This is a genomic window from Dyadobacter sp. SRI_021, from assembly GCF_057586235.1.
Window position 1 is genome coordinate 1 of the sequence record NZ_JBYCZM010000004.1, and the last position, 24186, is coordinate 24186.

At 49.4% G+C, this 24186-nt stretch carries 24 protein-coding genes; 9 read left to right on the forward strand and 15 right to left on the reverse strand.

Annotated elements, in window-relative coordinates:
- Positions 1–97: 97 nt before the first annotated feature.
- Both AC2YIT_RS12965 and AC2YIT_RS12970 read left to right on the forward strand, forming a co-directional pair.
- A complete protein-coding gene (locus AC2YIT_RS12965) occupies positions 98–346 on the forward strand; it encodes a hypothetical protein (protein WP_487279435.1) in 249 nt (82 codons plus the stop codon).
- 48 nt (positions 347–394) lie between these two features.
- Positions 395–682: a hypothetical protein gene (locus AC2YIT_RS12970; RefSeq protein WP_487279436.1), complete on the forward strand. Its 288-nt coding sequence runs from the start codon at positions 395–397 to the stop codon at positions 680–682.
- A gap of 58 nt (positions 683–740) precedes the next feature.
- Here the strand turns inward: AC2YIT_RS12970 and AC2YIT_RS12975 are convergent, their stop codons facing one another.
- From AC2YIT_RS12975 to AC2YIT_RS13005, 7 genes are all read right to left on the reverse strand, one after another.
- On the reverse strand, positions 741–1202 hold the full coding sequence (locus AC2YIT_RS12975) for a PA2169 family four-helix-bundle protein (RefSeq protein WP_430845973.1): 462 nt from the start codon (positions 1200–1202) through the stop codon (positions 741–743).
- A gap of 144 nt (positions 1203–1346) precedes the next feature.
- Positions 1347–1925 (reverse strand): Crp/Fnr family transcriptional regulator, encoded by a 579-nt coding sequence (locus tag AC2YIT_RS12980; protein ID WP_430845972.1) that lies wholly within the window; start codon positions 1923–1925, stop codon positions 1347–1349.
- 42 nt (positions 1926–1967) lie between these two features.
- On the reverse strand, positions 1968–2273 hold the full coding sequence (locus AC2YIT_RS12985; protein WP_430845971.1) for a response regulator receiver protein: 306 nt from the start codon (positions 2271–2273) through the stop codon (positions 1968–1970).
- Positions 2274–2299: 26 nt separating this feature from the next.
- Positions 2300–3016: a pirin family protein gene (locus tag AC2YIT_RS12990; protein ID WP_487279437.1), complete on the reverse strand. Its 717-nt coding sequence runs from the start codon at positions 3014–3016 to the stop codon at positions 2300–2302.
- 2 nt (positions 3017–3018) lie between these two features.
- A complete protein-coding gene (locus AC2YIT_RS12995) occupies positions 3019–3642 on the reverse strand; it encodes an alpha/beta hydrolase (RefSeq protein WP_430845969.1) in 624 nt (207 codons plus the stop codon).
- 82 nt (positions 3643–3724) lie between these two features.
- Entirely contained in the window at positions 3725–4663 is a 939-nt protein-coding gene (locus AC2YIT_RS13000; RefSeq protein WP_430845968.1) for a ring-cleaving dioxygenase, read from the reverse strand.
- Positions 4664–4768: 105 nt separating this feature from the next.
- A complete protein-coding gene (locus AC2YIT_RS13005; RefSeq protein ID WP_106595257.1) occupies positions 4769–5155 on the reverse strand; it encodes a DUF2958 domain-containing protein in 387 nt (128 codons plus the stop codon).
- A gap of 236 nt (positions 5156–5391) precedes the next feature.
- Between AC2YIT_RS13005 and AC2YIT_RS13010 the strand changes: the two genes are divergently transcribed.
- A complete protein-coding gene (locus AC2YIT_RS13010; RefSeq protein ID WP_487279438.1) occupies positions 5392–7392 on the forward strand; it encodes a T9SS type A sorting domain-containing protein in 2001 nt (666 codons plus the stop codon).
- Positions 7393–7399: 7 nt separating this feature from the next.
- On the opposite strand, the gene AC2YIT_RS13015 is transcribed toward AC2YIT_RS13010, so the two are convergent.
- Positions 7400–8260, reverse strand: coding sequence for an AraC family transcriptional regulator (locus AC2YIT_RS13015; RefSeq protein WP_430845966.1), 861 nt, complete (start codon positions 8258–8260; stop codon positions 7400–7402).
- A 95-nt stretch (positions 8261–8355) separates the two neighbouring features.
- Between AC2YIT_RS13015 and AC2YIT_RS13020 the strand changes: the two genes are divergently transcribed.
- Positions 8356–9312, forward strand: coding sequence for an NADP-dependent oxidoreductase (locus AC2YIT_RS13020; protein WP_430845965.1), 957 nt, complete (start codon positions 8356–8358; stop codon positions 9310–9312).
- A 111-nt stretch (positions 9313–9423) separates the two neighbouring features.
- A complete protein-coding gene (locus tag AC2YIT_RS13025; protein ID WP_487279439.1) occupies positions 9424–10350 on the forward strand; it encodes a S1C family serine protease in 927 nt (308 codons plus the stop codon).
- Here AC2YIT_RS13025 and AC2YIT_RS13030 read toward each other — a convergent pair.
- Complete coding sequence (locus tag AC2YIT_RS13030) at positions 10319–10696, reverse strand: helix-turn-helix domain-containing protein (RefSeq protein WP_487279440.1); 378 nt, start codon at positions 10694–10696, stop codon at positions 10319–10321. The two genes, AC2YIT_RS13025 and AC2YIT_RS13030, sit on opposite strands and share 32 nt — an antisense overlap.
- A gap of 92 nt (positions 10697–10788) precedes the next feature.
- Positions 10789–11217, reverse strand: coding sequence for a hypothetical protein (locus tag AC2YIT_RS13035; RefSeq protein ID WP_487279441.1), 429 nt, complete (start codon positions 11215–11217; stop codon positions 10789–10791).
- Positions 11218–11478: 261 nt separating this feature from the next.
- Between AC2YIT_RS13035 and ytxJ the strand changes: the two genes are divergently transcribed.
- A complete protein-coding gene (gene ytxJ / locus AC2YIT_RS13040; RefSeq protein WP_430845961.1) occupies positions 11479–11811 on the forward strand; it encodes a bacillithiol system redox-active protein YtxJ in 333 nt (110 codons plus the stop codon).
- A 271-nt stretch (positions 11812–12082) separates the two neighbouring features.
- Here ytxJ and AC2YIT_RS13045 read toward each other — a convergent pair whose 3' ends face one another.
- Entirely contained in the window at positions 12083–15865 is a 3783-nt protein-coding gene (locus tag AC2YIT_RS13045; protein ID WP_487279442.1) for a two-component regulator propeller domain-containing protein, read from the reverse strand.
- A gap of 120 nt (positions 15866–15985) precedes the next feature.
- Between AC2YIT_RS13045 and AC2YIT_RS13050 the strand changes: the two genes are divergently transcribed.
- Complete coding sequence (locus AC2YIT_RS13050; RefSeq protein WP_487279443.1) at positions 15986–18403, forward strand: TonB-dependent receptor; 2418 nt, start codon at positions 15986–15988, stop codon at positions 18401–18403.
- Between the two features lie 156 nt (positions 18404–18559).
- Positions 18560–19858 carry a sensor histidine kinase gene (locus AC2YIT_RS13055; protein WP_487279444.1) on the forward strand — a complete coding sequence of 433 codons (1299 nt, stop codon included), beginning with the start codon at positions 18560–18562 and terminating at the stop codon, positions 19856–19858.
- Here the strand turns inward: AC2YIT_RS13055 and AC2YIT_RS13060 are convergent, their stop codons facing one another.
- Positions 19859–20224, reverse strand: a complete 366-nt coding sequence (locus tag AC2YIT_RS13060) for a DUF4406 domain-containing protein (RefSeq protein WP_487279445.1) — start codon at positions 20222–20224, stop codon at positions 19859–19861.
- Positions 20225–20368: 144 nt separating this feature from the next.
- On the opposite strand from AC2YIT_RS13060, the gene AC2YIT_RS13065 reads away from it, so the two are divergent.
- A complete protein-coding gene (locus tag AC2YIT_RS13065; protein ID WP_487279446.1) occupies positions 20369–21133 on the forward strand; it encodes a DeoR/GlpR family DNA-binding transcription regulator in 765 nt (254 codons plus the stop codon).
- A 13-nt stretch (positions 21134–21146) separates the two neighbouring features.
- On the opposite strand, the gene AC2YIT_RS13070 is transcribed toward AC2YIT_RS13065, so the two are convergent.
- From AC2YIT_RS13070 to AC2YIT_RS13080, 3 genes are all read right to left on the reverse strand, one after another.
- Complete coding sequence (locus AC2YIT_RS13070; protein WP_487279447.1) at positions 21147–21887, reverse strand: SDR family oxidoreductase; 741 nt, start codon at positions 21885–21887, stop codon at positions 21147–21149.
- 77 nt (positions 21888–21964) lie between these two features.
- A complete protein-coding gene (locus tag AC2YIT_RS13075) occupies positions 21965–22537 on the reverse strand; it encodes a Crp/Fnr family transcriptional regulator (RefSeq protein ID WP_487279448.1) in 573 nt (190 codons plus the stop codon).
- A gap of 98 nt (positions 22538–22635) precedes the next feature.
- A complete protein-coding gene (locus tag AC2YIT_RS13080) occupies positions 22636–24177 on the reverse strand; it encodes a RagB/SusD family nutrient uptake outer membrane protein (protein WP_487279449.1) in 1542 nt (513 codons plus the stop codon).
- Between the last annotated feature and the right edge of the window lie 9 nt (positions 24178–24186).

Sequence of the window (24186 nt, forward strand, 5' to 3'; positions counted from 1 at the left end):
ATACTCATTACGACTTATAAGGAATGACTAAGTTCCTGGGCGAAGAGCCCAGACGATCAGACAACTTGCCGGGAACATCGGCAACAAGTAAATTGTGATGAAAATCGGAGATAAATTATTAAAAGAGCTTTCCAAGCGTTACGAGCCGGAAAGCACGGTCGACAAAAAGTTTGGAAAGTACGATCTTACCTTTCGCACGGACAAGGAAGGTAATCCTGTAATGCTTTTTATCGGCCACCGCAATGAAAATGGCCGCATTACAGGCGACCGATTCACCAGGGTCATCGCCCGCGATCCGGCGGGCAAAGTGATCAAAGATCATTGGGACGCGAAAGGCCGCGCATGACGGGTATCATTTTTGTTCATAAGGCCTATCAACAAACAAAAGATCCTTATGAATCGACTAAAAGTTAACATGACAATGCTGAGCCTTGCCGCCTCGATAATGCTGGCATCGTGCGATACTACTAATAACCGTAAAACGACCATTGAAGGCTCGGGAAGCCGATCGGAAACGACGCCTAATGACAGTAGTGGCGCCATGAGCAGAAAAGATATCGGTGTTGGCGCCGACAATCAGGATGATTCGCTCGGCTATCCCAGCAACCAGTCTAATCTGAATGCCGATTCCACGCGAAAGAAACATGATGATACGGTTAGACAACCGAAACGTAAAAATTAAAAGAGAGGCCGGCGATTTGCCGGCCTCTCTCGTTTGCTGATAAACTGTAATCTGATTTTTAATGATAAGCGTTTTCTGCATCGCGAAGTCGCTTGATCGTATCGTGGCCGCTTTTCAGCGTCGCTTTCTGACGGGTAATCAGCGCACGGAGCTCGGGTGTCAGTTCGTCGGATTCAAGTGCCGAATTATACGCTTTCTGCGCCGCATCTTCCCCGAATTCCGAATTTTCCAGTGAGGTTTTGCGGCCATCGCTGCTGAATGCAGCCCGGACATCCATCCAAACCCTGTACAATTTACCTGATACCATTGTTCCAGTGGCGGGCTCACCGCCCAGTGCGGTAACCTCGCTGCTCAGTTCGGCTACATTGTCACGGCTGTGGTTTGCGAGACTGTTATAAACCGAACGAAGGTCAGTGTCGGCTGCATCCGTTTCATCATAAGCTTTTTCGTAGCCTGCGATACGGTCGTTGTTGATCAGGATCAGATCATTCAGTGTTTCTATGATTGCTGCATTTGCCATGATTATTCATGATTAGTGATGCAGCATTAATAAAAATTATTGTTCCAAACCGCTTACATGCGGCCTGACGTGGTCAAGTCTGTGATTTGTGGATGTTTTTGCGCCGTATATGCAGGCAATCAGCCGCTTGCTAACTCAGGTAGGCTATTTTTCGCTCAGTTTTCTTCGCACCTTGCTTAAAAATTCAGGAGAAAAACCGAGGTACGAGGCGATGTAATGCTGCGGAACGCGCTGCGGAATGGCAGGATACCGGGCGAGAAAATCAAGATACTTCTCAACGGCACTGGTAGAAATGGTTCTAAACAATCGCTCTTGCGTTTGCGCGAGATTGCGCTGTACCATGAGCCGGAACATCCGTTCGAAACCGGGGACAGTCGCCAGTAGCTTCTCCTTAGTTTCAGGTGTGAGAATGAGCACTTCGCAGTCTTCGAGCGTTTCGATATAAACATGGCTCGGGGTCTGGTTATGGAAACTGGTAATATCACTTACCCACCAGTCCTCAATGGCGAATTGCAGCGTCACCTCGGCTCCTGCACTATCGATAAAATAGGTACGGATACAGCCTTTGAGAATATAGGCCTCAAACTGACAAACTTCCCCTTGCTGTAAGAGGAAGGTCTTTTTGGAGTATTTTTTGAATTGGAGGAGCGAATCGAAAAATTCTAGATCTTGTGGCGTAAATGGCAAACACCTCAGAGCGTAGCTGTTAATTTTTTCAAACATATTTGGTTAATCGGTTAGCCACGAGCGGTTAGACACGGGCCGTTAGCCTCCGCCCAACGCATGCCGTATCTCAGAATACAATAGCCCGCTGCCGCCGCCGAAGTGGCGCAGGCAGACTATCCTCGGGTCGATGGATTGACAAAGCGAAGTGATTCTCTCGCCCGTTTCCTCATCCACACCGACCCCCAAAAGTACTAAATCGACCGAATTTAAGCGCAGTAATTCCTCAGCTTCTTCCAAAGAACCGGCAGGTATTCCATGCCAAAGTTCGTTCTGATTGATCAACCGGATAATTGTTTCCAGGATTTCGGGATGGTTGGCTACTGCCAGAATATTGATTTGCGACATATTACCAATCAATTCAAGTTCATATTCTACCACTTTTCAGGAACCTCGATCACGAGCAGAGAACTTTTCTCCAGCACTTTCACCGACACCGCAGACTCGGGCCAGAAACCGTAACCGTCACGTGTCGAAAGCAACTGCCCATTCAACTCCGCTTTCCCGTCAATCACAAACATATACACGCCGTTCCCCTCCTTTTTTAACTGATATTGGGCTTCAAAACCCGCATCAAATTCTGCCAGGTGGAACCATGCATCCTGGTTGATCCACACTCCGTCATCGTTAGGGTCGGGCGACAAGATTTGCTGAAAACGGTTATGCCGGTCACCGGAAGCGTATTCCATCTGGTCGTAGCGTGGCGCCACATTCAGTTTTTTGGGATACAACCATATTTGTAAAAATGTAACGGGTTCGTCCGGGTCCTTGTTAAATTCGGTATGGTAAACACCGGTGCCAGCGCTCATGACCTGAATTTCTCCCCGACGGATGACCGCCACATTACCCATGCTATCCTGGTGTTCCAGGGTGCCTTCCAGCGGAATCGAAATGATTTCCATGTTGTCGTGCGGGTGCCGCCCGAAACCTTTGCCGCCGTTGACGGTATCGTCGTTTAAAACCCTCAACGCTCCAAACTGGATGCGTTGAGGATCGTAATTTCCGTGAAAACTGAAAGTCTGTGCACTTTGGAGCCATCCATGGTCGGCGTAAAAGCGCGACGCTGCCGGGTGTAATACGGAATTTTTCATGATTACTTCAAAATCGTGTTGTTCACCAAGTGGATTTCCTCCCCTGAAATCGTGTGCGGCCGGCCGGGGTAAATCACTTGGTTGACCGTCGCATTCATATCTTCCAGGATCGTCACGCTCTCCTGCACCCGCGATACTGGCACGTGGGGGTCTGGGTTACCGGTCGAAATAAACACCGGCGTCTGTTTAAAATCTCCGTTGTAATTGTCGATCTCCAACTCCTTGCCTACCAGCCCGCCTGTAAAAGCGATGATTCCCCCGTACCTACGGGCATTGCGCGAAGTATATTCCAACGTAAGGCAAGCTCCTTGAGAAAAACCGGCGAAATAAATCTGATCGGCAGGAATTCCTGCTGCCTCTATTTCAGCCACCACATTCCCTACCAATGTCAGTGCCGAATCCAATGCAGGCTGGTTTTGCGCGACCGGCGCCATGAAACTGTAAGGATACCAGCTATTATTCGTAGCCTGGGGTGCATAAATCGCAAAATCGCTCAGATTCAAAACCCTTTGGAGGGAGATAATATCAGCGGCAGTCCCACCCCGGCCATGCAGCATAATGATCGCCCTTTTGGCCTGTTGAATGGGTAACCCGCTCGTAATGAATTGCTTGCTATGGGTGTACATGATGGATTTTAATTTTGAATGATTGAATGACTGAATGACTGAATAGTAGTATTCGGTCATTCAATCATTCAGTCATTCGACATTAATTAAGTACCGGCAACACTTTCACGATCTGCTCTCTGCGAGGTTCGTATTGAGGAGGCAGCATTAAACCTGAGCCCAATTGCTCCACAGTCTCGTCGGTTGCAAAGCCTGGATTGTCACTTGCGATTTCGAACAAAACGCCTCCTGGTTCGCGGAAGTAGAGCGAGTAGAAGTAGTTTCTGTCAATTTTATCGGTGATCTGCAAACCTGCGTCCAGTACTTTTTTGCGGAACTCCATCAGAATATCGTCATTCGCAACGCGGAATGCGATGTGGTGCACCGAACCTTTGGCCACATGACCCGCCCTTTCACCGGGAGCTTCCACGAGGTCGACGATATTGGCATTCTCTACCGCGTCGGTCACAAACCGGAAGCGGTTCACATGCTGTTCAGCCAGGCGGTAACCGAAAATGTCGGTCAATACTTTGGCAGTCTCTTCGATATTGTTCGTCGTGATAGTCACATTATGAAAACCACGGGTCGCATATTCCGCCGCTACTTCTGAAGTTGTCCATGGAATACGGTTATCGGTAATTTTGGGGACCGTCAGTTCAAATTTCAAACCATCGGGATCCAGGAAGGTCAGATACTGTTCCCCGAATTTCTCGGCAGGTTTGTTGTAAGTGATTTTATTGGCCTCCAATCTTTTCAACCAGAAATCCAGGCTGCCTTCGGGCACCGAGTAACCGATCTCGGTAGCCTGACGGGTTCCCCGGCGTCCGGCAGGGATCTGGTTGCCCCATGGGAAGAAAGTCAGGATCGAACCGGGCGTCCCGTTTTCGTCGCCGTAATAAAAGTGGTAAGTATTAGGATCGTCAAAATTGACGGTTTTTTTCACCATTCTAAGGCCTAATACCCTTGTATAAAAATCGTAGTTGGTTTTAGCGTCACCAGCGATAGCTGTAATGTGGTGGATGCCGTTGATTGTATTTTCCATTGTCTTGTTCAGTTAAGATGTTTCTTTGTTTTTGATGATACAAAGGTATATCCCCGGGCAGGGGCAGGGCATTGAACTAGGACAAGAAAAACGGAATTTGGAAAATTATTCGAGCGGGCTCAGCAAACTCAACACCGCATCCTCTTCCACTACCCTGCCGGCCGCTTTGGCCGCTTTCAGGTACACGCTCATCGGATATTTCCCATCGAATGCAGGGTCCGTTTCTACCATCGGTACTTTCAGGCGCGCGTGTTTAAGGCTTGCAAGATCCGACAGCGACACGTAACTCAGCTCCGGATTGCCCTGCCCTAGGTCGCAAAGCCCGAAAGCGATATTATTAACAGGATCGAGCTCAGAAAGCAGCCAAATGGCCTTACCATATTTGGAATGCAACTTCACAACGGGTGCATGATCCTTCGCAAGCTGGTTTTGTACCTCTTGCGCATTGTGGACCATTATTTCAATCAGGTTTTGTGGAATCATTTTTGACATGAGGCAAATTTAAAGGTTTTGCCCGGGGACGGAGTGCCAGGGCGCCATAAAATAAATGGAACCAGCCGCGGCTGTGTTTCGGATCACTTATTTGCCTAAATTTCGATGAGAATAGTCCTTCAATAACTTATCGGAAACTGATTATGCGCTCCTGATAGGAATGTAGAGGCAGCCTTTGGCATTTTAAAACGTGTTTCAAACAAACTAACTCGGTCCATTCATTTAAAAAGTAACGTATGAAAAAAAAACTACCACTCCTTATTTTATCACTAATATTAGTCACATCACACCAGATCTTATCCCAGGTTGTAATATCTTTTCCAACCGAAAGGGCCGTTTTTCAGCGCAACAACGCAAATGAAGCAGACGTATATATAGGTGGGTATATCACGCAGCCCTACCAGAAGATCGAGGTGCGGCTGACGCCCCGCGTGCCCGGCGAGGGGGAGCCTTTTCCCGCAGGCGGAGGTTGGGCAACGCTCGATGACCAGATTTCGGCAGGGCAGTTCCTCGGGTCTGTGCATCTGAAAGGCGGCTGGTACCAGTTGGAGGCGCGGGGTGTGGCAAATGGCGGAGGTACTTCGGCAATCGCTACGCTCTCCCGGGTAGGCGTAGGCGAGGTATTCGTTGTAGCAGGCCAATCCAATGCGACAGGTGGCGACTCCAATCCGAACGGTCCCGGCGCAGCTCATGATCAGGTAAACAGTGTCAATTTCCAGAATGTAGATCCGGTAACGTCATCCATTACTCCCTATTCAAACGTCCAGCTCCCCTGCCCCGAGTTTGTACACCTTGATGCCAACGTCAAAACGGCTCCGTTTGGTAACTATGCGTGGTGTTGGGGTTCTTTTGGAGACAAGATTTATGAGAAACTACACGTGCCGGTGATGATATTCAACAGCGGCTGGTCGAGCACCGGGGTCGACAACTGGAAACAAACCATTGATCCCAACGGCGTAACTACCAGCGCATTCGGCTACACTTTCCCGGCGGGGCTTCCATTCGGGCATTTACGGCTTGCATTGAACTATTATATTGCCCAATTAGGCGTGAGAGCGGTTTTATGGCACCAGGGAGAATCAGACAACTACCTTGAACAGCCGGGCGATAATACTTACAACCGGTACCTGTCGGCGCTTTGGGATGTGGTCAACGCAAGCCGCAGCGTCACTGGCAAACCGAATCTCGCCTGGGTTGTCGCGCGTGCTTCGCGATTTACCGTCAACGGTGCCACCCGCGTTTCGGCCAATGTGGTAAATGCGCAAAACGAACTGATCAACAACGACGGTCTCTACCCGCACGTGTTCCAGGGGCCAGATACTGACCCCTATTACACCATTGAATACCGCCACGACGAGGTACACTTCCGCGGCGACGGCGTCACTCCCTCTCCTGACGGACAGATCTATTCAGGACTCATTTCTCTTGCCGGCTTTTGGGCGGACAAAATCACGCCCGATTTCCTCAGCCAGTCCAACCCCTATGCCGCGACGCCCCCACCGGCTGTCGACGCAGCAAACGTACCGGGCGGTTCGCAGGTTACATTTACTGGCCCTTCGTTGCCGGGTGGCTACCAATACAATTGGCTCAACTTCGGCGATTGCAACCAGGTACAAAACACTGCTCAGCAATGGACGGTCGGAGCTGGTTTGTATAAACTCAAAGTGATTGATTCCAACCGCAACACCGTTTTCTCGCCTGCATTGAATGTATTGTCAACCCCGCTGCCGGTTACCTGGCAATCGTTCAGCGCGCGTATGGGCAATAACGGGCGCGTAACGCTCGACTGGGCGACGGCTTCGGAGATAAATGCCTCACACTTCGAGGTGCAGCGGAGTAACGACTCCCGGACATTTGTGACCATTAAGACCGTCAATGCCATGGGTAATTCCCGAAACACCTCTTTTTACCAATATGAAGACGAATTTCTCCCCAAAGGCACCTATTACTACCGCTTGAAGGAAGTTGATGCAGATGGCCGGACTGACCTGACGCGCATTGTAAGCATTCGCGTCGATGGGAATGAAACAGTACGTGTTTTCCCTAATCCCGCCTCGGATTTGATCACGGTAGAATCCGGTCAGGCATTGAACGGCATTGCTATTTTTAACAGCGCGGGGAAACTGGTGCAGAGTGCCCAAACCGGAGAAAAAGTTATTCGCCTGAACATTGCCGACCTTCCAAAAGGTCTCTATGTGATATCGGTAGACGGTCGCGAGCTGAAAATCGTGAAATAGAACTCCCCTAAATCACCGCAAAAGCCCCGCGCCGGTATTCGAGCGGGCTCATACCACGGTGCTTTCTAAAAGTCTTAATGAGATGGCTGTCGTCTGTAAAACCCAGTTCGGCAGCTATTTCATTAATACGCATATCACTGTGTTTCAAGCGGATCTCCACCAATGCGATTTTATAGTTGATAATATATTGCTGCAACGTCTCGTGCGTATGCTTTTTGAAATACTCGCTGAGGTAATTGAGCGAAATATTGAAATGGGAAGCGATACGCTCGGCCCGCAGCATTTCGGGGTTGTAAATATTTTGGTGAATGTAATGGATAATGTCCAGGGAAGTGTTCTGCGCAAGCTGCGTCTTCTCAGGAATATGGGTGGTAATATTCCTTGCAACCACCGTAAGCAGGGTATTGAGCAATTGCTGGACAAGCTCTTTATGCAGCGTCTGCCGGTTGGCATACTCCTGCCTGATCGCTTCCATCAATGCCCTTACGAGCGGCTTGTCGTGCTGGTTCCTGAGAATGCAGCCTTGCAAGTGATTATTGTTATGGAAGATATATTCCAATTTATGGATCCAGTCGCCCAGGTTACTATACTCATCGCGCGCCTTTTGAGCATTCAGATAGATATTATTGAAGCGGATAAACATAAATGCCGTCGTCTCTTTCACCTCGGTATAATGCAAATCCATCGGCATCGCTAAAAACAGGTTTTCCTTTTGATACCGGAACTCGTTCTGGTTAATATGGTATATCCCCGTTCCATCGAACATATACACCAGTTCGATAAAAGTATTCTTATGCTCCTTGATCGGGCATTCGTCGACCGTCACGAGCAGGACATCGAAAGGCTGATGGATATGATGAATACGCATACCCGCAAAGGTACCGATTTAACCCAAATTTTTACAACTCACAAAAGCACCCTGCCGGCGAAATTTGCAGACATCAAATCAAAACAATGCAAATTATGAAAGCCATCAAATTAGCGAAAAACGGAGGGACTGAAAACCTGATATTCACTGAAATACCGACACCTGAAATCAAGGAAAACGAAGTACTGGTACGCGTCAAAGCCATAGGCATCAATCCGGTCGACGCCTTTGTAAGGACCCATCCATTCGCCCTGGAAATGTTCCTCCAACCTCAGCCCGGCGAAACGGTCATTCTTGGGTGGGACATTTCGGGGGTGATCGAAGCCGTCGGCAAGGAGGTCACGCAATGGAAAACCGGCGACGAGGTATTCGGGATGGTCAATTTCCGGGGACATGGTAAGGCATACGCCGAATACGTGGCGGCTCCCGCAGACCAGCTCGCATTGAAGCCGGGCAACATTACGCATGAAGAGGCTGCCGCCGCCTCGTTGGCCGCACTCACGGCCTGGCAGGCGTTGGTTACTTATGGAAAAGTAAAAGCGGGGGAAAAAGTATTGATCCACGGGGCTGGCGGGGGCGTCGGACATTACGCCGTGCAAATTGCCAAGCATTTCGGCGCTTACGTCATCGGCACCGGCTCCGACGCCAAAAAAGACTTCATTCTGGGCCTGGGCGCCGACGAATTCATCGACTATTCGGCTATCAAATTCGAAGATGTCGTTCATGACGCCGATATTGTGATCGATTCGCTCTTCGGTGATCATATATTCCGTTCCCTGGAAGCCGTGAAGGAAGGCGGCCGGCTCATCGCGCTCCTGGTGCCTTTCACGGACGAAAAACTGATCCGGAAAGTGCAGGAGAAGAAAGTATATGCCCACACGCTCAATGTTGCTTCAAACGGTGAGGACATGCAGCAACTCGCCACGCTCCTCAAATCCGGAGAAATACGATCCCACGTTTCTGCTATCTACGCATTTGGAGACATTGCGAAGGCGCATGACGAAATAGAGGCCGGCAAGACCCTTGGCAAGATTGTGCTGACTTTACCTTAATGCGTATCATGCCCTTTTGGCGTGCTACATTTCCGTAGTACGCCAGTTTGGCATTTACAATCGGCTGGATAACTTTTTGAACGGGCTTTATCAAAACGATATCCAGCAGCTATGGACACCTTTTCAAGTATGATCATCGGCGCGGTTGATCAGATCAAAAATGCCGTTGTAAAAATCGATATATTCAAGACAATCAATGGGAAAATACGACCCGCAGGGTCCGGCTCGGGGTTCATATTCTCTTCCGATGGGCTCATTTTCACCAACAGCCACGTAGTCGACGGCGCGGAGAAAATTATGGTAAGCCTTTTGAATGAGAACGAGATAGAAGCAACACTCGTAGGCAAAGACCCGGACACCGACCTGGCTATCCTCAAAATATACGCCCAGGGTTATTCGGTAGCCAAGCTTGGCGATTCGGGGGCATTGCAGATCGGGCAGTTTGTGATCGCGATCGGCAATCCTTACGGCTATCAACATACGGTCACAACAGGCGTAGTAAGCGCGCTCGGCAGGACTCTGCAAACACAATCGGGGAGGTTCGTCGACAATGTAATACAGTCGGACGCGGCATTGAACCCGGGAAACTCCGGCGGTCCGATGATCAACACCGATGGTGAAGTAATCGGCGTAAATACGGCTGTCATTCAGGGCGCCCAAGGGTTGAGCTTTTCCGTGGATATTAATACGGCGAAGGAAATTGCACGACAACTTATCCGTGACGGTAAGGTATTCAAGGCATATCTGGGCCTCCAATTGCAGGATGTCCCCCTGAATGAACGCGTTCGCCAACACCACAAGCTTCCCAACCACGAGGGAATTTTCATCACGCATATTGAACCGAACACTCCGGCATCGCGGTCGCAGCTTATGGAGGGCGACATTATCGTCTCATTCAACGGCAAGCTAGTCCGCAATTCCAATGAACTGTTCAAGGCGCTCACAACGCGCGACATCCTCCGTGTTACCGACATTTCAGTGATCCGGCACACGGAGCTGCTCAACTTTATTGTGGTTCCGGTTGAGAAGAAGGTTTAGTATCGCGCAAATGGCTATAAGGTGTTTCAATCAGTTTGATTTGAAGCACCTTTTCCATTTTACAAATGGTTTGCAACGTAAAGTTTTCTGAGCCTTTCAGGATTTTGCCGATGTATTGCGGCGAGCAGCCCATGAGCTCGGCGAATTCACTTTTTGTCATGCCTCTGTCACGCAAAGTGCATACAACCTCCAAGGCAATGTCAAACGACACATTCAGCCAATATGCATTCTCCTGCCGGAATGTAGCGTCCTTTTTCCAGGTCACATCCGGCACTGCCATGAGTTTTAATTTAGTTAATGCGTCCATCTCCTTCGCTCTAAAATAGTTCAAATAATCCAAAATCATCTTTTTGGTCACCCGTCAAAAACCGGCAAACTTCTTCCAGTTTTATTAATTCTTCGTAAAGGTGCTCGCGCTCGTTCATGGTTCGGGTCAATTTAATCGCACCCGGTCACAATGAAATGGTTCACTCCCAATCTGATAGCATATATCCTTAGCCAACTCTTCCTTCGCATTCCCCGGGCTTTACTCTTTTCGATTTTGTCCACGCGCCACGTAGCTGGACTTAGCGGTTTAAATATCATCGACAAATTCTCGGAACCTCCTAGAGCACCGGAATTTGCAATGTCCATTATTTCATTGTCAAGGCTGGCGGCGTCCCTCTTAGTAATCCTTACTGCCTCCTTAACCGACATATACTCCCAAAAGGCCAGCAAATCGCTATAATGCGTGTCAAAAAACGATTGCAAATAATCTGCATCGTTCCACAGCCTGAATATCTTCGAAAATTCATGATTGTCTTCACCTGCAAACTGAACCGAGTAAAGGCTTTCCGGCACCACTTCAAATATACCGTTTATCTCCATAAAAAATAAACTTATAGGTTTACACTTCGGCCCCTCATTTATTCTTGATACGGTAAGATCCAGTTTTGGTAACAGACTTCTACAAACCCAAAAATCAAACGGTCCCAAACAATGTCTTTCAATTCACGCGATGAAGCAGAACGTCTGATTTACGCTTTGAGACACCTTGAAACCACTTTTTCAATTTTAATGGAATGAAAACCGACACTTTGCGTGTTGTGTAACCTGTTGCAAATAGTTTGACGAAATTTTTAACAGGTTATGAACTGGATTACTATTAATAGTGAAGAAGAAGTAGATAACATTTATCAATCGGCCGATTACTCTATTATTTATAAACATAGCCCCCGTTGCGCAACCAGCCTCATGGCTTACCGGCAACTTAAATCAGAAGTAAATGCCGCTGCCGACATTCAGATACCCATTTACATTGTGGACGTCATCCAGAACCGCAAAGAATCCCAGGCGATTGCAAGTAGCTTTGGTGTTGTGCACGAATCTCCACAAATTCTGGTCGTGAAGGGTGGACAGTGCATTTACGACGCGTCGCATGAGGACATTTCCCTGCGGGATTCGCTGGCATCTTTGAACTGAAAACCAAAAAATAGCTCGTAAAGAGTGCTGTTCCAGCGCGTGTTGAAAATATTTTTATGGATTATATCCATTAGTTAGGAATAATTCCATTATATTTGTTCCATCAACAAACAGGAACTACGACGACCTGCACAATTCAACCATCAAAATGGTATGGATTTTGTACCAGGCAGATACGTCGAAACTTATTAGCACTTCATCACAAACAGACGCAAAAGAGCAGCCCAGAGCTGCTCTTCTTGTTTTACCAGATTTTTTAAATCGTCAGGCATTATATATTACCGGACGCACGCGGTTCCAGGCGGGCAGCCCATTTTTGGAGCAGCAGTACCAAATCGTCCAGAATAACCGGCTTGCTAAGGTAGTCGTCCATTCCCGCTTCGAAACACTTGTCTTTGTCCTGCTGCAATGCGTTGGCCGTCATGGCGATGATAAATGGATGTGCAATATTCCGCGCCCTGATCTGCCGTGTCGCTTCCAGCCCGTCCATTTTCGGCATTTGCATATCCATCAAAATAACGTCATAATCGATTTTCTGTATCTGATCGAGCACTTCTAAGCCATTTTGCGCCAAATCGGCTTGGTAACCAAGTTTGCTGAGCGTATTCATGATTACGATCTGGTTCACTTTATTGTCCTCAGCCACCAGGATTGCCATCGGGTGCCGGCTGGCAAAATCGGCATGAAGTTTCTTTTCCGCATTGTCAATTCCGGGCGTAGTTTCTTCCGGCTCGGGCACATCCGGAGCAACTTTTGCGGTAATCCAAAACCGGAAGCTGCTGCCCTTGTGCAACTCGCTTCTCACTTCAATACCGCCCCCCATCAGCGCGGTCAGTTTTTCACAAATCGCCAGGCCCAGGCCGGTGCCCCCGTACTGCCGCGTTGTGGATGAATCGACCTGTGAAAAAGGCTTAAACAATTTGTCCAGCTTATCTTCCGCGATTCCAATGCCGGTGTCTGTGATCTCAAATCCCAGTTTGGCCTCCCTGTCCTCGCGCCCGATCACATACACGTGTACCCGAACCTCGCCTTTAGGCGTAAACTTAACCGCGTTGCCTACGAGGTTTGTCATAATCTGGCCAAGCCTCAAACGGTCACCCACGATACGTGTCGGCACGTTTTCCTCAATTTTCAACGTCAACTTCAGCGGCTGGGTGGCGGTTTTAGCACGGAAAAGATCCATTACTTCACCAATGCAGATCTTCAAATCAAACTCCTTTTCTTCGAGCTCCATGTTACCCGATTCAATTTTGGAAACATCGAGAATGTCGTTGATCACATTTAGCAAATCCCTACCGGACGTCTGTATGGATTTGGTGAAATTACGCTGCTCCTCGGTCAGCTCGGTTTCGGCAAGCAGCGAAGCAAGGCCAATCACCCCATTCATCGGCGTCCTGATTTCATGGCTCATCGTCGCCAGGAATGCACTCTTGGCCCTATTGGCCAATTCCGCCTTCTCTACTGCCATTTGCTGTTCGCCGATCGCCCGTTCGAGCTGCTTTGTCCGCTCCTGTATCTGTTGCTCAAGGACTCGTTTTTGTTTACGGATCGTATAAGTCCGGATCTGATAAAGGGCCAGAATCAGCGCGACAATCACTGCGACGGTCAGCAACCGGAACCACCAGGTGAGCCAGAAGGGTGGCGTGATGATCAGCTCTATGGCGACACCCTTTTCATTCCATAACCCATCGTTGTTTGAGCCTTTCACCCTGAATACGTAAGTACCGGGATCGAGGTTGGTGTAAGTAGCCGTGCGCTTGTTGCCGCTATAATTCCAGTCGTCGTCGAAACCTTCCAGCATATATGCGTACTGGTTCTTTTCCGCGACGGTGTAACTCAATGCCGCGAATTCGAAGGTGATCACCGACTGGTCGTGCCGAATCGTAATGGATTTGGCTTCACTGATCTGTTGATCAAGAATATGGTCGATGGCTCCCGTAACGACCGATCGGTTAAATATCTGAAAGTCAGTAATATACACAGGCGGCACAAAATCGTTGTAGCGGAGACTGTCGGGGTAAAAACTGATAAAACCATTGATACCGCCAAAGAACATCTCTCCGTCGGCTGTCTGAAAGCGGGAGTTGTCCCGAAACTCATTGCCCGGAAGCCCATCAGCAATGCCGTAGTTGCGAAAACTGCTGGTCATGAGGTTAAATTTAGAAATGCCCTTATTGGTGCTCAGCCAGAGATTATTTTTATTGTCCTTCTGAATCCCAAACACCACATTACTCGCAAGCCCGTCCTTTTCGCTGAACGACTTGAATGTTTGTTTTTTCTGATTAAAATAGCAAAATCCACCTCCTACGGTTCCTACCCAGAGATCTCCGTTTTCAACTTCCAGAATCGATTGTACTTTGTTGTGGGAAATACTAGCGGGGTCATTCGGCCTGTTGCGGAAATGTTTGAAACCACTGCGATCGGGCAGCAGCAAATCGAGGCCATTGAACGTCCCTACCCAGATGTTCCCCTTTTTATCCTGAAAAATAGTGGTAATAATATCGCCGCTGATACTCGCCGGATCGGTGATGTCGTGCCGGTAGTGCGTATATTCTTTTGTTTTGACATTGTAAAAATTAAGGCCACCCTTCCAGGTACCGATCCAGAGATTACCATCGCGGTCGCGCATCATATTGTTGACGTCCGCGATCGACAGGCTATTGGGATTCCCTTCTTCGGGTAAATGGTGCTCGATCGCACCGGTTTTGACATTCAGAAAATCAAATCCGCCATTGTGGAATCCCAGGGCAAGCACGTCCCTGGCGAGCCAGACCACGGAAATGACATAGTCATTTGAAATAGAACGCGGGTCGCCCACCCGGTGCCGGTAAAATGTAAAATTCTTTGTTTTACGGTTGAACCTGTTGAGCCCCCCTCCATCGGTCCCGATCCAGATATCGTCGCCGGTACTGTCGCCGCAAATGGCCAGAACCGCATTGTTGCTAAGACTGTTGGGGTTACTAATCATCCGTCGATAAGAATCAAACTTTGGTCCGAACTTCGGCAAGTAAGATACCCCACCCGAATAGGTACCGACCCACATGTTCTCCGCATTGTCGTGGTAAATCGTGTATACCGAATTGTTGCTAAGCGAAAAGCGGTCATCAGGATTGTTTCTCACGGAGAAAAAGCGGTCCATAGCAGGGTCATAAATGCTGATACCTCCATTCTCAGTACCAATCCAGAGCTTACCGGTGCCATCCTGGGCCATAGAGAGGACATCATTGTGCCCCAGGCTCCACGGATCGGCGGGCTTGTGTTCAAAACGTTTTACAATGTTGTCAGACGAATCAATAATCGAAACGCCTCCGCCATGCATTCCCACCCATAAATTTCCTCTCCGGTCATAACGCAGCACTTTGATCCAGTCGGATTTCAATGCGTTGCCCGTACTACCCACATGAGTACCTCCTCCGCTTGCGCGCGCACCGTGCTCGTACGCCGCGAGCACGCCCGATTGCACATCGAGTTTAAACAGCCCGTTCTCCGTACCAACCCATAACACGTATCCCTTTCCTTCCGCAATACTGGTCACAAATTCACTTCCCTGCCCGACATCCCTTCCAGGATACCTAAACAGCTGGTAGGTTCCGCGGCGCCGATCAAACAGGTAAAGCCCCTGGTCCGTCCCCAGCCAGAAACGATTACGGCTATCCCGAAAAATAGTATTGATCGCCAGATTGCGCCTCGGATGCGGAAAATGAACGAAGTTGTCCGTTTCCCGATCATACTGGTCCAGGCCAGTGGAGGTTCCCACCCACAATTTGCCCTCCTCGTCTTCCAGCAGTGACAATACAAAACTGTCATGAATAGAAGCCGGATTGCCGGGATCGTGCTTATAATGCGTGTATTTATAGCCATCAAACCGGTTGAGACCGTCTTCCGTTGCGAACCACATAAAGCCCCTCCGATCTTTCAGGATCGCGCTCACATGGCTCTGGGAAAGCCCCTGGTCCGTAGTAAGCCGCCTGAACCTGGGCCTCAACTCCTGTGCTAAAACCTGCTGAAAGCATAGGATGTAAAGCAGCACAACCTTGCAAAATATGGCCTTCATGGCACTTCATCAATTCTGGATAAGAAACGTCGATTATCGGTTTAAATGTAGAAAAATTATGACCCAATGCAACATAGAAACCAATTCTTACTCTTTGGGCTATACGGATATTAGCCATTTATGAAAAGAACACTACTCAGCCTGCTAATTCATGGACTTTCCTTTGCCGGCTTCGCCCAGACCTTCACGGTAAGCGGCCTTGTTAAAAATCAACAAAATGAGGCTGTCGGGTTTGCCGCAGTTTCCATCAATCAATTCAAAGATTCCACCCTGGTAAAAGCCGATGTCGCCGACGAACAGGGCTCTTTCAAGATAGGCGGTATCCCCGATGGTAAATATTTCGTACGCATTTCGGCGGTAGGCCTACAAATGTACCACTCGGCGGTGTTCGAGGTGGCCGGCCAGGACGTAAAATTGCCTGCAATCTCCATGTCACCGGAGTCTAAGCAACTGAATGAGGTAAAAGTAACCGGCACCAAACCACTCATCGAAGTCAAGAACGACCGGATGGTTTTCAACGTCGAAGCAAGTATTAATGCTACCGGTTCCAATGCGCTCGATCTTTTGCAACGCTCGCCGGGCGTACAGGTCGACAGGGATGAGAATATCCTGGTACGGGGCAAAACGGGCGTCCGCATTTACATCGACGGCCGTCCCTCCCCTTTGGCAGGAAAAGACCTTGCCTCCACATTAAAAAGCATGAATTCGGCTGACATAGAAGCCATTGAAATCATCACGAACCCTTCCGCCAAATTCGACGCCGCGGGCGATCTCGGTATTATCAATATCCGTCTTAAGAAAAACGCCAAGCTGGGCACCAACGGAAATGTCAGCCTTGGAGGCATGTTTGGCATAACACCTAAATACAATGCGTCGCTGAACCTGAACCATCGCGACAAGAAGCTCAACCTATTCGGCAATTACGGTTTCAACCAGGGCGCATGGCACAACACGACCTACGACGACCAGATCCTCAACCAGGTAGCTTACAACAAATTGTGGCATGGCATCTGGCGCGACACGACGCATAGTGCCAAAATCGGGGCCGATTATTTTATCAACTCCAGAAACACCATCGGTTTCAGTGCCAACGGTCGTATCAGCAACCACAACGGCGGCGGAGAGAGTGAAACTTTCATCAGCAAACGCAACAATCTGACTGCCGATTCGCTCATCCTGTCGTCGCGGACCTCGAACCCAGAGAAAAACAAAAACCTGAATGTGAACGTGAATTATCGCTATGCCGATACCACCGGGCATGAACTGAACATCGATGCCGATTACGGCCGGTTCTCTTCGCGGGGGATCAGTTACCAACCCAACCAATACCACTTTCAAACAACCAGTGACGAACCTATCGAACGGAATTACGTTTCGAAAACACCTGTGGATATTACCATTAAATCCTTCAAAATCGACTATGAACAGCCATTCAAAAAGGGAAAACTCGGGTACGGTGTGAAGTTGTCGGACGTAAAATCGGACAACACATTCAATTTTTTCAATGTTTTTCAAAATGTTGAAGTGATCGACACCAATCGCAGCAACCGCTTCAAATACCTCGAACGCGTATACGCAGCTTACGTCAATTACAATGTTTCCATTGGTAAAAAATGGGACTTGCAAGCCGGGCTCCGCGCCGAGCACACCAAATCATTGGGCGACCTGACCAGCTACAAACATAACGACCTCGATAAAGTCGATACGACTTATCTGAGCTTCTTCCCAAGTGGGGCCATCTCGTTCCGCGCGTCCAAAAACCACACCTGGAACCTCAATTACAGCCGGCGCGTTAACCGCCCGAGTTATCAGAACCTCAACCCTTTCGAATACCGCATTGACGAGCTGGTGTATTCAAAAGGGAACCCGTTCCTGAAACCCGAATACGCCAATAGTTTCAAACTCTCGCACGTGTACAAGGGCATACTTACTACCTCGTTCGGGTACCGGCGCACCAGGTTTCCGGTCGTGGGTCTGCGCATTCCTTACGATAGCAGCCGCACTTACTTCATCACCGAAAACCTCGATTATTCACAGGGTTTCAGTCTGGATGTAAGTATTACCACGCCGATTACGAAATGGTGGGAGCTCAATTTCAATATCAGCGGGTACCACAACCTCTGGAAAGCCGCGCTGGACAATGGCGTGGTGGTCAACAACCGGACAACCGCATTCAACCTCAACGGTCAGAATACCTTCAAGCTCAAGAACAGCTGGACGATAGAGCTATCCGGCTGGTACAATTCGCCCTACCGCCGTATCGATTACAACTGGCAAATGGGGATGGTGGACATTGGCGTTCAGAAGAAATTCTGGAAGGATAACGCTAGTTTGAAAGCAACATTCAGCGACATTTTCCATACAGCGCGCGGCGGATACACGTCGGCCTATGCGGGTATCGAAACGCGCCTCCGGTTCCGTTTTGAGGGCCAGATGCTACGAATCAACTTCAATTACCGATTTGGAAGCAAGGAGATCAAGGCCGCGCGCAGCCGAAGATCCGGGTCCGAAGATGAGTTGAACCGCATCAAGGGCTAAATAGATCTCCACACGCCAATTAATATTAATTCTACTTGCGTTTAATGAAAATGCGTACGTTATATTTGTAGGAAAGAAACCCTACACATCTTGCCTCTCAAAGATTCAATCTATCGAACATGGATCAATTTATCCGGCGACCCGTCAGTGTTTCCGATGAATGCACGTATATTCCATTCGGTATGCCTGATATCAACGTTCGCACTGTTATATAATGTACCATTCAACTATGCGATAGGGCTGCCCAAAATAGCATTGGCCAGCCTTATCGTGTTACTGATCACGATGGGGCTGTATTATGCCTCCCGCTTTAAAAACATGGTCAGTTTCAGTACATTGATCGCCAACATTGTCGGATTATCACTGTTCCTGGTCAACTATTTCCTCAACTCCGGCCTGCGCGGGCCTACCGACCTGTTCTTCCTGCTTTTTCTGCTGCTCAGCATCGCCATCAGCCCTGTCGATCAGTATAAAGTATGGATACCGATCAATGTCACAGTGCTGATTATCCTCAATCTCATCGAATTCTATTATCCTCACCTGGTGCCGGACACGTACACTACACGGGCCAACCGGTTTGTCGACCATATGTCGGCCTACGCAGTGGTTGCAGCGATCACTTATTTCTGCATTCACTATATCAGGGGGAGTTATGAAAGCGAAAAGCTATCCACACTCGAAAAATCGAAGGCGATCGAGTTGCAGAACGTCCGGATTGTCAAGCAAAATGAAGAGCTCGAAAAACTGAATGCGGAGAAAAACAAGCTGATGTCCATTGTCGCGCACGACCTGCGTTCGCCATTGGCCAGCATCCAGAATTTCCTGGAACTGCTTACCCAACACGAGTTGGAAGAAGAACAAAAGCTCGACATCGAAAACGAACTCCTCAACTCGACCAAAAATACGTTGGCAATGCTCTCAAAGCTGCTCGACTGGTCGAAATCACAGTTGCACGGGGTTTCAGCGCATATGGAATACCTGAATGTGCAGTCGCTTTTCGAGCCTACCCTTAACCTGGAACGTAACATTGCAGCCCGGAAGAACATCACCCTGGAATACTATTTCGACCCTTCGGCCAGTATTTACGCCGACAGCGACATGATGCAACTGATCCTACGGAACATCGTCGGAAATGCCATCAAGTTCACGGGCACAGGCGGCCACATTATGGTGAGAGCCGAAACGCAGGGCCACTACTGCCTGATTTCTGTACAGGACGATGGCATTGGAATGTCGTGGGAAAAACAGCAGTCCGTCTTTTCGCTCAATGTCGAGTCGACTTTCGGTACCGATAACGAGAAAGGGGTTGGTCTGGGCCTGATGCTCTGTATGGAATTTATCAAGGCCCAGAAAGGAAAAATCTGGTTGGAAAGCACGCCGGGAGCCGGAACTTGTTTCTACATCTCGGTGCCGATGTACGACAAAAACAAAACACGCCAACCCAATTTGCTCTGATTACCCGCAACCAGGCACGTCGGCGAGGTTATAGTAAATCTGCAACCCGCGCTCACGTCCGATTCTTATATCTTCGTCAGCGCCTTTTGACTCCCCTTCCAGTCTGAGGATCGCATCGCATTTTTGCAAAAGGCGCCCGGCCACCGGATACAAAATCTCTTCATAAGGCTCGTCGCCCGGCACTTTGGAACCGGCGAGTTTGAGTAACGGCAACGCCACCCATTCCCCGATCACCGGCAAATGCCCGGCGCGGAACAACTGCAACGTCACCGATTCGAGCTTATCGAGGTTTTTACGCATTAAAGCGGGGTCGTCATTCGTCCCCGACCGGTACGGCCCGGCCACCAGGATCATTAATCCACTCATGGCTGATGTGATTTAAAGTAAAATGGTTTTATTAAAAATGATCAGATATACTACTTTTGGCGAGCATAAACAGCATTCAAGGCTAATAGATTTGATTATTTTTAAGCAATTTTGATCATTTTTGATCAAAAGTAAGCATTTGCAATGAACTTTCAAGAACGTAAGAAAAAAATTCTCGCTGCGCTGGACAACGCCGAGAGCCTCACCGTGTTCGAACTGGCCGAAATACTGGAAGCTTCACCGGCAACGATCCGCCGCGACCTGGGCGACATTGCGGAAGAAGGATTGCTGATACGCACGCACGGGGGCGCAATGAAAATAGAAAACCCTGTGCTGACAGGGTTTTCTGAAAAGTCGGGCGTGAATAATCCGGCCAAGGAGCAGATTGCAGAAAAAGCGGCCTCTTATGTGCAGGATGGCGACATAGTCTTTCTCGATTGCGGCAGCACAGTCTTTCAAATGTGCCGCTTTTTGAAGAAGAAAAGTATTCGCGTGATAACCAACTCCCTGCCTATTCTGGCTGAGCTTATTGATGTCCCCTCCATCCAGATTAACCTGATCGGCGGGGAGCTGAACAAGGCACGGAAAGCCATTCACGGCGACAAGGCTGTCCAGCATATCAACGGCTACCATGCGCACAAGGCGTTTATTGGTGTGGACGGCTTGTCCGCAGAAAACGGCCTCACCGCGCACAGCGAGCACGAATCAACCATCACCACCGCATTTATTCGCAATGCGGGCCAGGTAATGCTGCTTTGCGACGGCTCCAAAATCGGCAGGGATAGCTATGTAAAGTTCGCCGAACTTTCGGCCGTTCACACACTTATTACAGACGCTGGCGCCGACGCCGAAAAGGTGGCCGCATTGCAGCAAAGCGGGTTGAATGTAGCCATCGCGAGCTTAATGTGAGATTTCAGGCTAGTCAGACGAGTACCGCGCCACCGTCGGTAACGAGGATTTGTCCGGTAACGAAAGGCTGTTTCATAAGGTAAATATAAGTTTGCGCCACCTCTCCGGCCTCGCCCACGCGGCGCACGGGTAATCCAGCCGCGGTCTGTCCGTAGAATGCATCCCGCTCTGCATCATCCATTGACGACCACAAATTTGTACGGATTACGCCGGGCGAAACCAGGTTCACGCGTACCGGCGCCAGCTCTATGGCCATAGCCCGCGTAAAACCGTCCATCGCGGCGCAAATGCTCGCGCCTATGGACCAGCCCGCGTTCGGGCGCGCACTCACAATCCCGCCCGTCAGCACGATCGATCCACCCGCATTGATCCCCGGTGCAGCATATTTAACCGCCATGAACGCGCCCCAGTATCGGAGATCGAAAAACGCGCGTGCCGTGGCAAGTTCCGTATCGGCTATATTGCTTAGCAAAAGGCTTTCGCCAGCCGTGAATACGAGGTGGTCCAACGTGCCGATTTCTTCAAAAAGCTGCTTTACAGATGCTTCGTCGGAGAGATTGCATTGCATTCCGAAACCATTACCCGGCAAGTCTGCCACTGCATTTTGTACCCGCGCCGCATTGCTTGATACGATGATCACATTTGCGCCTTCTGCCGCTGCCGCTTTGGCCGTAGCCAGGCCCAGTCCCGAGCTACCGCCCAGGATCACTACTTTTTTCCCATTGAGAGAGAATGCTGCATTCAAAGTTTCCATTTGTACCGATTGTTTTTGACCATACAAATCTCCCTTACCGGGCTGCCAAAGCACTTAACAAATGGTAAAAACGATTTTCAGCGCAGGTTTCTCCGAATACGGCTAAGCGACTGTGGCGTAATGCCAAGGTAAGAGGCAACATCGGCAAGCGGCACGCGTGTGGCGATATCGGCCTGGCGCGCGAGAAATTGCTGGTACCGCGCAGCCGAATCCTGACCGAGATACGCATTACGGATCTGGATTTTTTCGAGCAGCGTCCGGTTGGTAATCGTGTCGATCACCGATTTCAGGTAAGGTAAGCGAGTGTAAAGCGCCCACAAACCGGCTTTGGTAATACTCAGTACCTGCACGTTGCAGGCGGCGCAAATGCTCTCGTGCGCCGTCACGTGGTTATTGAAGCTATTCAGGATCGTGCAAAACTGATTTTCCTTCAAAAAGTAATGCGTTACCTCGTTGCCTTTCTCATTGGTAACCATAATCCGCAGCACGCCATTCAATACAAAAAACATTTCCTGGCAAATTTTCCCGCCCTTGAACAGCACATCGCCCTCGCAGAACTGCTGCATGGTAAATGCACTCAGGATCGCTTCCTGATCTGCTGGCGGAATCGCGTGGGTGAGTTGGAGGATCGAAATCAGGCGCTGCGGCATGGTGCTTTTTTAGAATATCATTTCAAATATAATACGCGCCAAAACAAAAAGCCCTGCGCTTAGGAGGCGCAGGGCGATGTAATAGTCCGGTTCAGGTTTTAGTAACCTTCGTTCTGGTACATTTTCTCCGGGTTCAGCTTGGTTTCGTCAAACGGAATGGGATAGTAACGGTCTTTTTTGCCAAAGTTGCTGAGTTTCGCGATACCGAAATTCTCCTGCTTTTTGCTTTTGAAATAGGCCACGAGTTCGTCGGTCGTGAAGAAGCGCAGCAAGTCGAACCAGCGATGATTTTCGAATGCAAGCTCCACGCGGCGTTCATGCAGGATAGCGAGTTTCAATGTCGGGTATTTGGCTGCATAATCTGCATTGGCTTTCGAAGCCGCATACTTCGGCAGGCCGGCACGCTCGCGGACCTGATCGAGGAAACTGATAGCGGTCGGTTCGTCGCCCAGTTGCATATGCACTTCGGCGAGCATCAGGATCACATCGGCGTAGCGGATCAGGATCCAGTCATTGCCGCCGTAACCGTTGGTCGTTGCTGCCGGGCTGGCGTCGCGGTATTTGGTGATAAAATAGTCCTTTACGATCGGGTCGTTGGCAAATTTGATCGAAAAGTCTTTTCTCAGATCACCTTCCTCATAATCCTGCACGAGGTCAGGCGTAACATTACCGCCCGAACCCGACGACGCGAACAATGAGTTGATCGTCTCTCCTTTGGCCTGGTTGTTACGGGCGATCGAAGACGAGAAGTTGATATCCCCTTGCTTGTTCACCACCTGGAAGATCGTTTCCGCATTCGTCGACTTCTTGGCCACGTCAAATACATCCACATAAGGCACTTCCTTCAACTCCCCGAAAGTGCGCAGGTTATACGACGCCATCAGGTATTTTTTGGCCTCATTCAGATTGGCGGTGCGGTTGGCAGCATCCAGGGTGGTCGCCATAGTGAGGTACACTTGGCCTAGCAATGCATTAACGGCAGCTTTCGTTACCTTACCCTTCGTGTTGGCAGTCTGCTTATCCGGCAAAGTCGAAGCTGCGGCGTCTTTCAGGTCCTGCGCGATCTGGTTGTAAACTACATCCTGTTTCTCACGAAATGTTTCGGCCGTTACCTCATCGGTGCTGAGCAATTCTTTGGTAACCAAAGGCACGTCGCCCCATTTGCGCACGAGGTGGAAGTAGGTCAGCGCCCGGATGAATTTCGCCTCGGCCTTATATTGCTCTTTCAGATTGGCATCTGTAAACGTCACGCGCTCAATGCCGGCCAGCACCTGGTTGCAGCGCGTTACCATCTGAAACAACGTCAGCCAGTGATTTTTCAAATAGGTATTGCTGGGTAACAGCGAAAAATCGTTGAACTGGAACGGCTCGCCCGCATTCGACTGGTTATCGTTACGGCCGGTGTTGTCCGACCGTTCCTCGCTGAACAGTCCGCTGTTTTCCCCGATGCCGTTGCCATCGCGCAGCGAGTTATAGATACCATTCACGGCCAAAGCCACGTCGTCGGGTGTCCGGTAAAAAGTGGGCGCCGACACTGCATTCGGGTTTTCCTGATCGAGGAAATCGTTGGAACACCCCGCGAGGGCTGCCAGTCCGAATGCTGAAAACAATGTATTGAAAATGTATTTACGCTTGATCATCTCTTCTGC

What these genes read in the sequence shown, in the direction of transcription:
- AC2YIT_RS12965 (WP_487279435.1), top strand. Translation starts at nt 98, where the DNA reads ATGAAAATCGGAGATAAATTATTAAAAGAGCTTTCCAAGCGTTACGAG.
- AC2YIT_RS12970 (WP_487279436.1), top strand. Translation starts at nt 395, where the DNA reads ATGAATCGACTAAAAGTTAACATGACAATGCTGAGCCTTGCCGCCTCG.
- AC2YIT_RS12975 (WP_430845973.1), bottom strand. Translation starts at nt 1,202, where the DNA reads ATGGCAAATGCAGCAATCATAGAAACACTGAATGATCTGATCCTGATC.
- AC2YIT_RS12980 (WP_430845972.1), bottom strand. Translation starts at nt 1,925, where the DNA reads ATGTTTGAAAAAATTAACAGCTACGCTCTGAGGTGTTTGCCATTTACG.
- AC2YIT_RS12985 (WP_430845971.1), bottom strand. Translation starts at nt 2,273, where the DNA reads ATGTCGCAAATCAATATTCTGGCAGTAGCCAACCATCCCGAAATCCTG.
- AC2YIT_RS12990 (WP_487279437.1), bottom strand. Translation starts at nt 3,016, where the DNA reads ATGAAAAATTCCGTATTACACCCGGCAGCGTCGCGCTTTTACGCCGAC.
- AC2YIT_RS12995 (WP_430845969.1), bottom strand. Translation starts at nt 3,642, where the DNA reads ATGTACACCCATAGCAAGCAATTCATTACGAGCGGGTTACCCATTCAA.
- AC2YIT_RS13000 (WP_430845968.1), bottom strand. Translation starts at nt 4,663, where the DNA reads ATGGAAAATACAATCAACGGCATCCACCACATTACAGCTATCGCTGGT.
- AC2YIT_RS13005 (WP_106595257.1), bottom strand. Translation starts at nt 5,155, where the DNA reads ATGTCAAAAATGATTCCACAAAACCTGATTGAAATAATGGTCCACAAT.
- AC2YIT_RS13010 (WP_487279438.1), top strand. Translation starts at nt 5,392, where the DNA reads ATGAAAAAAAAACTACCACTCCTTATTTTATCACTAATATTAGTCACA.
- AC2YIT_RS13015 (WP_430845966.1), bottom strand. Translation starts at nt 8,260, where the DNA reads ATGCGTATTCATCATATCCATCAGCCTTTCGATGTCCTGCTCGTGACG.
- AC2YIT_RS13020 (WP_430845965.1), top strand. Translation starts at nt 8,356, where the DNA reads ATGAAAGCCATCAAATTAGCGAAAAACGGAGGGACTGAAAACCTGATA.
- AC2YIT_RS13025 (WP_487279439.1), top strand. Translation starts at nt 9,424, where the DNA reads ATGGACACCTTTTCAAGTATGATCATCGGCGCGGTTGATCAGATCAAA.
- AC2YIT_RS13030 (WP_487279440.1), bottom strand. Translation starts at nt 10,696, where the DNA reads ATGATTTTGGATTATTTGAACTATTTTAGAGCGAAGGAGATGGACGCA.
- AC2YIT_RS13035 (WP_487279441.1), bottom strand. Translation starts at nt 11,217, where the DNA reads ATGGAGATAAACGGTATATTTGAAGTGGTGCCGGAAAGCCTTTACTCG.
- ytxJ (WP_430845961.1), top strand. Translation starts at nt 11,479, where the DNA reads ATGAACTGGATTACTATTAATAGTGAAGAAGAAGTAGATAACATTTAT.
- AC2YIT_RS13045 (WP_487279442.1), bottom strand. Translation starts at nt 15,865, where the DNA reads ATGAAGGCCATATTTTGCAAGGTTGTGCTGCTTTACATCCTATGCTTT.
- AC2YIT_RS13050 (WP_487279443.1), top strand. Translation starts at nt 15,986, where the DNA reads ATGAAAAGAACACTACTCAGCCTGCTAATTCATGGACTTTCCTTTGCC.
- AC2YIT_RS13055 (WP_487279444.1), top strand. Translation starts at nt 18,560, where the DNA reads ATGAATGCACGTATATTCCATTCGGTATGCCTGATATCAACGTTCGCA.
- AC2YIT_RS13060 (WP_487279445.1), bottom strand. Translation starts at nt 20,224, where the DNA reads ATGAGTGGATTAATGATCCTGGTGGCCGGGCCGTACCGGTCGGGGACG.
- AC2YIT_RS13065 (WP_487279446.1), top strand. Translation starts at nt 20,369, where the DNA reads ATGAACTTTCAAGAACGTAAGAAAAAAATTCTCGCTGCGCTGGACAAC.
- AC2YIT_RS13070 (WP_487279447.1), bottom strand. Translation starts at nt 21,887, where the DNA reads ATGGAAACTTTGAATGCAGCATTCTCTCTCAATGGGAAAAAAGTAGTG.
- AC2YIT_RS13075 (WP_487279448.1), bottom strand. Translation starts at nt 22,537, where the DNA reads ATGCCGCAGCGCCTGATTTCGATCCTCCAACTCACCCACGCGATTCCG.
- AC2YIT_RS13080 (WP_487279449.1), bottom strand. Translation starts at nt 24,177, where the DNA reads ATGATCAAGCGTAAATACATTTTCAATACATTGTTTTCAGCATTCGGA.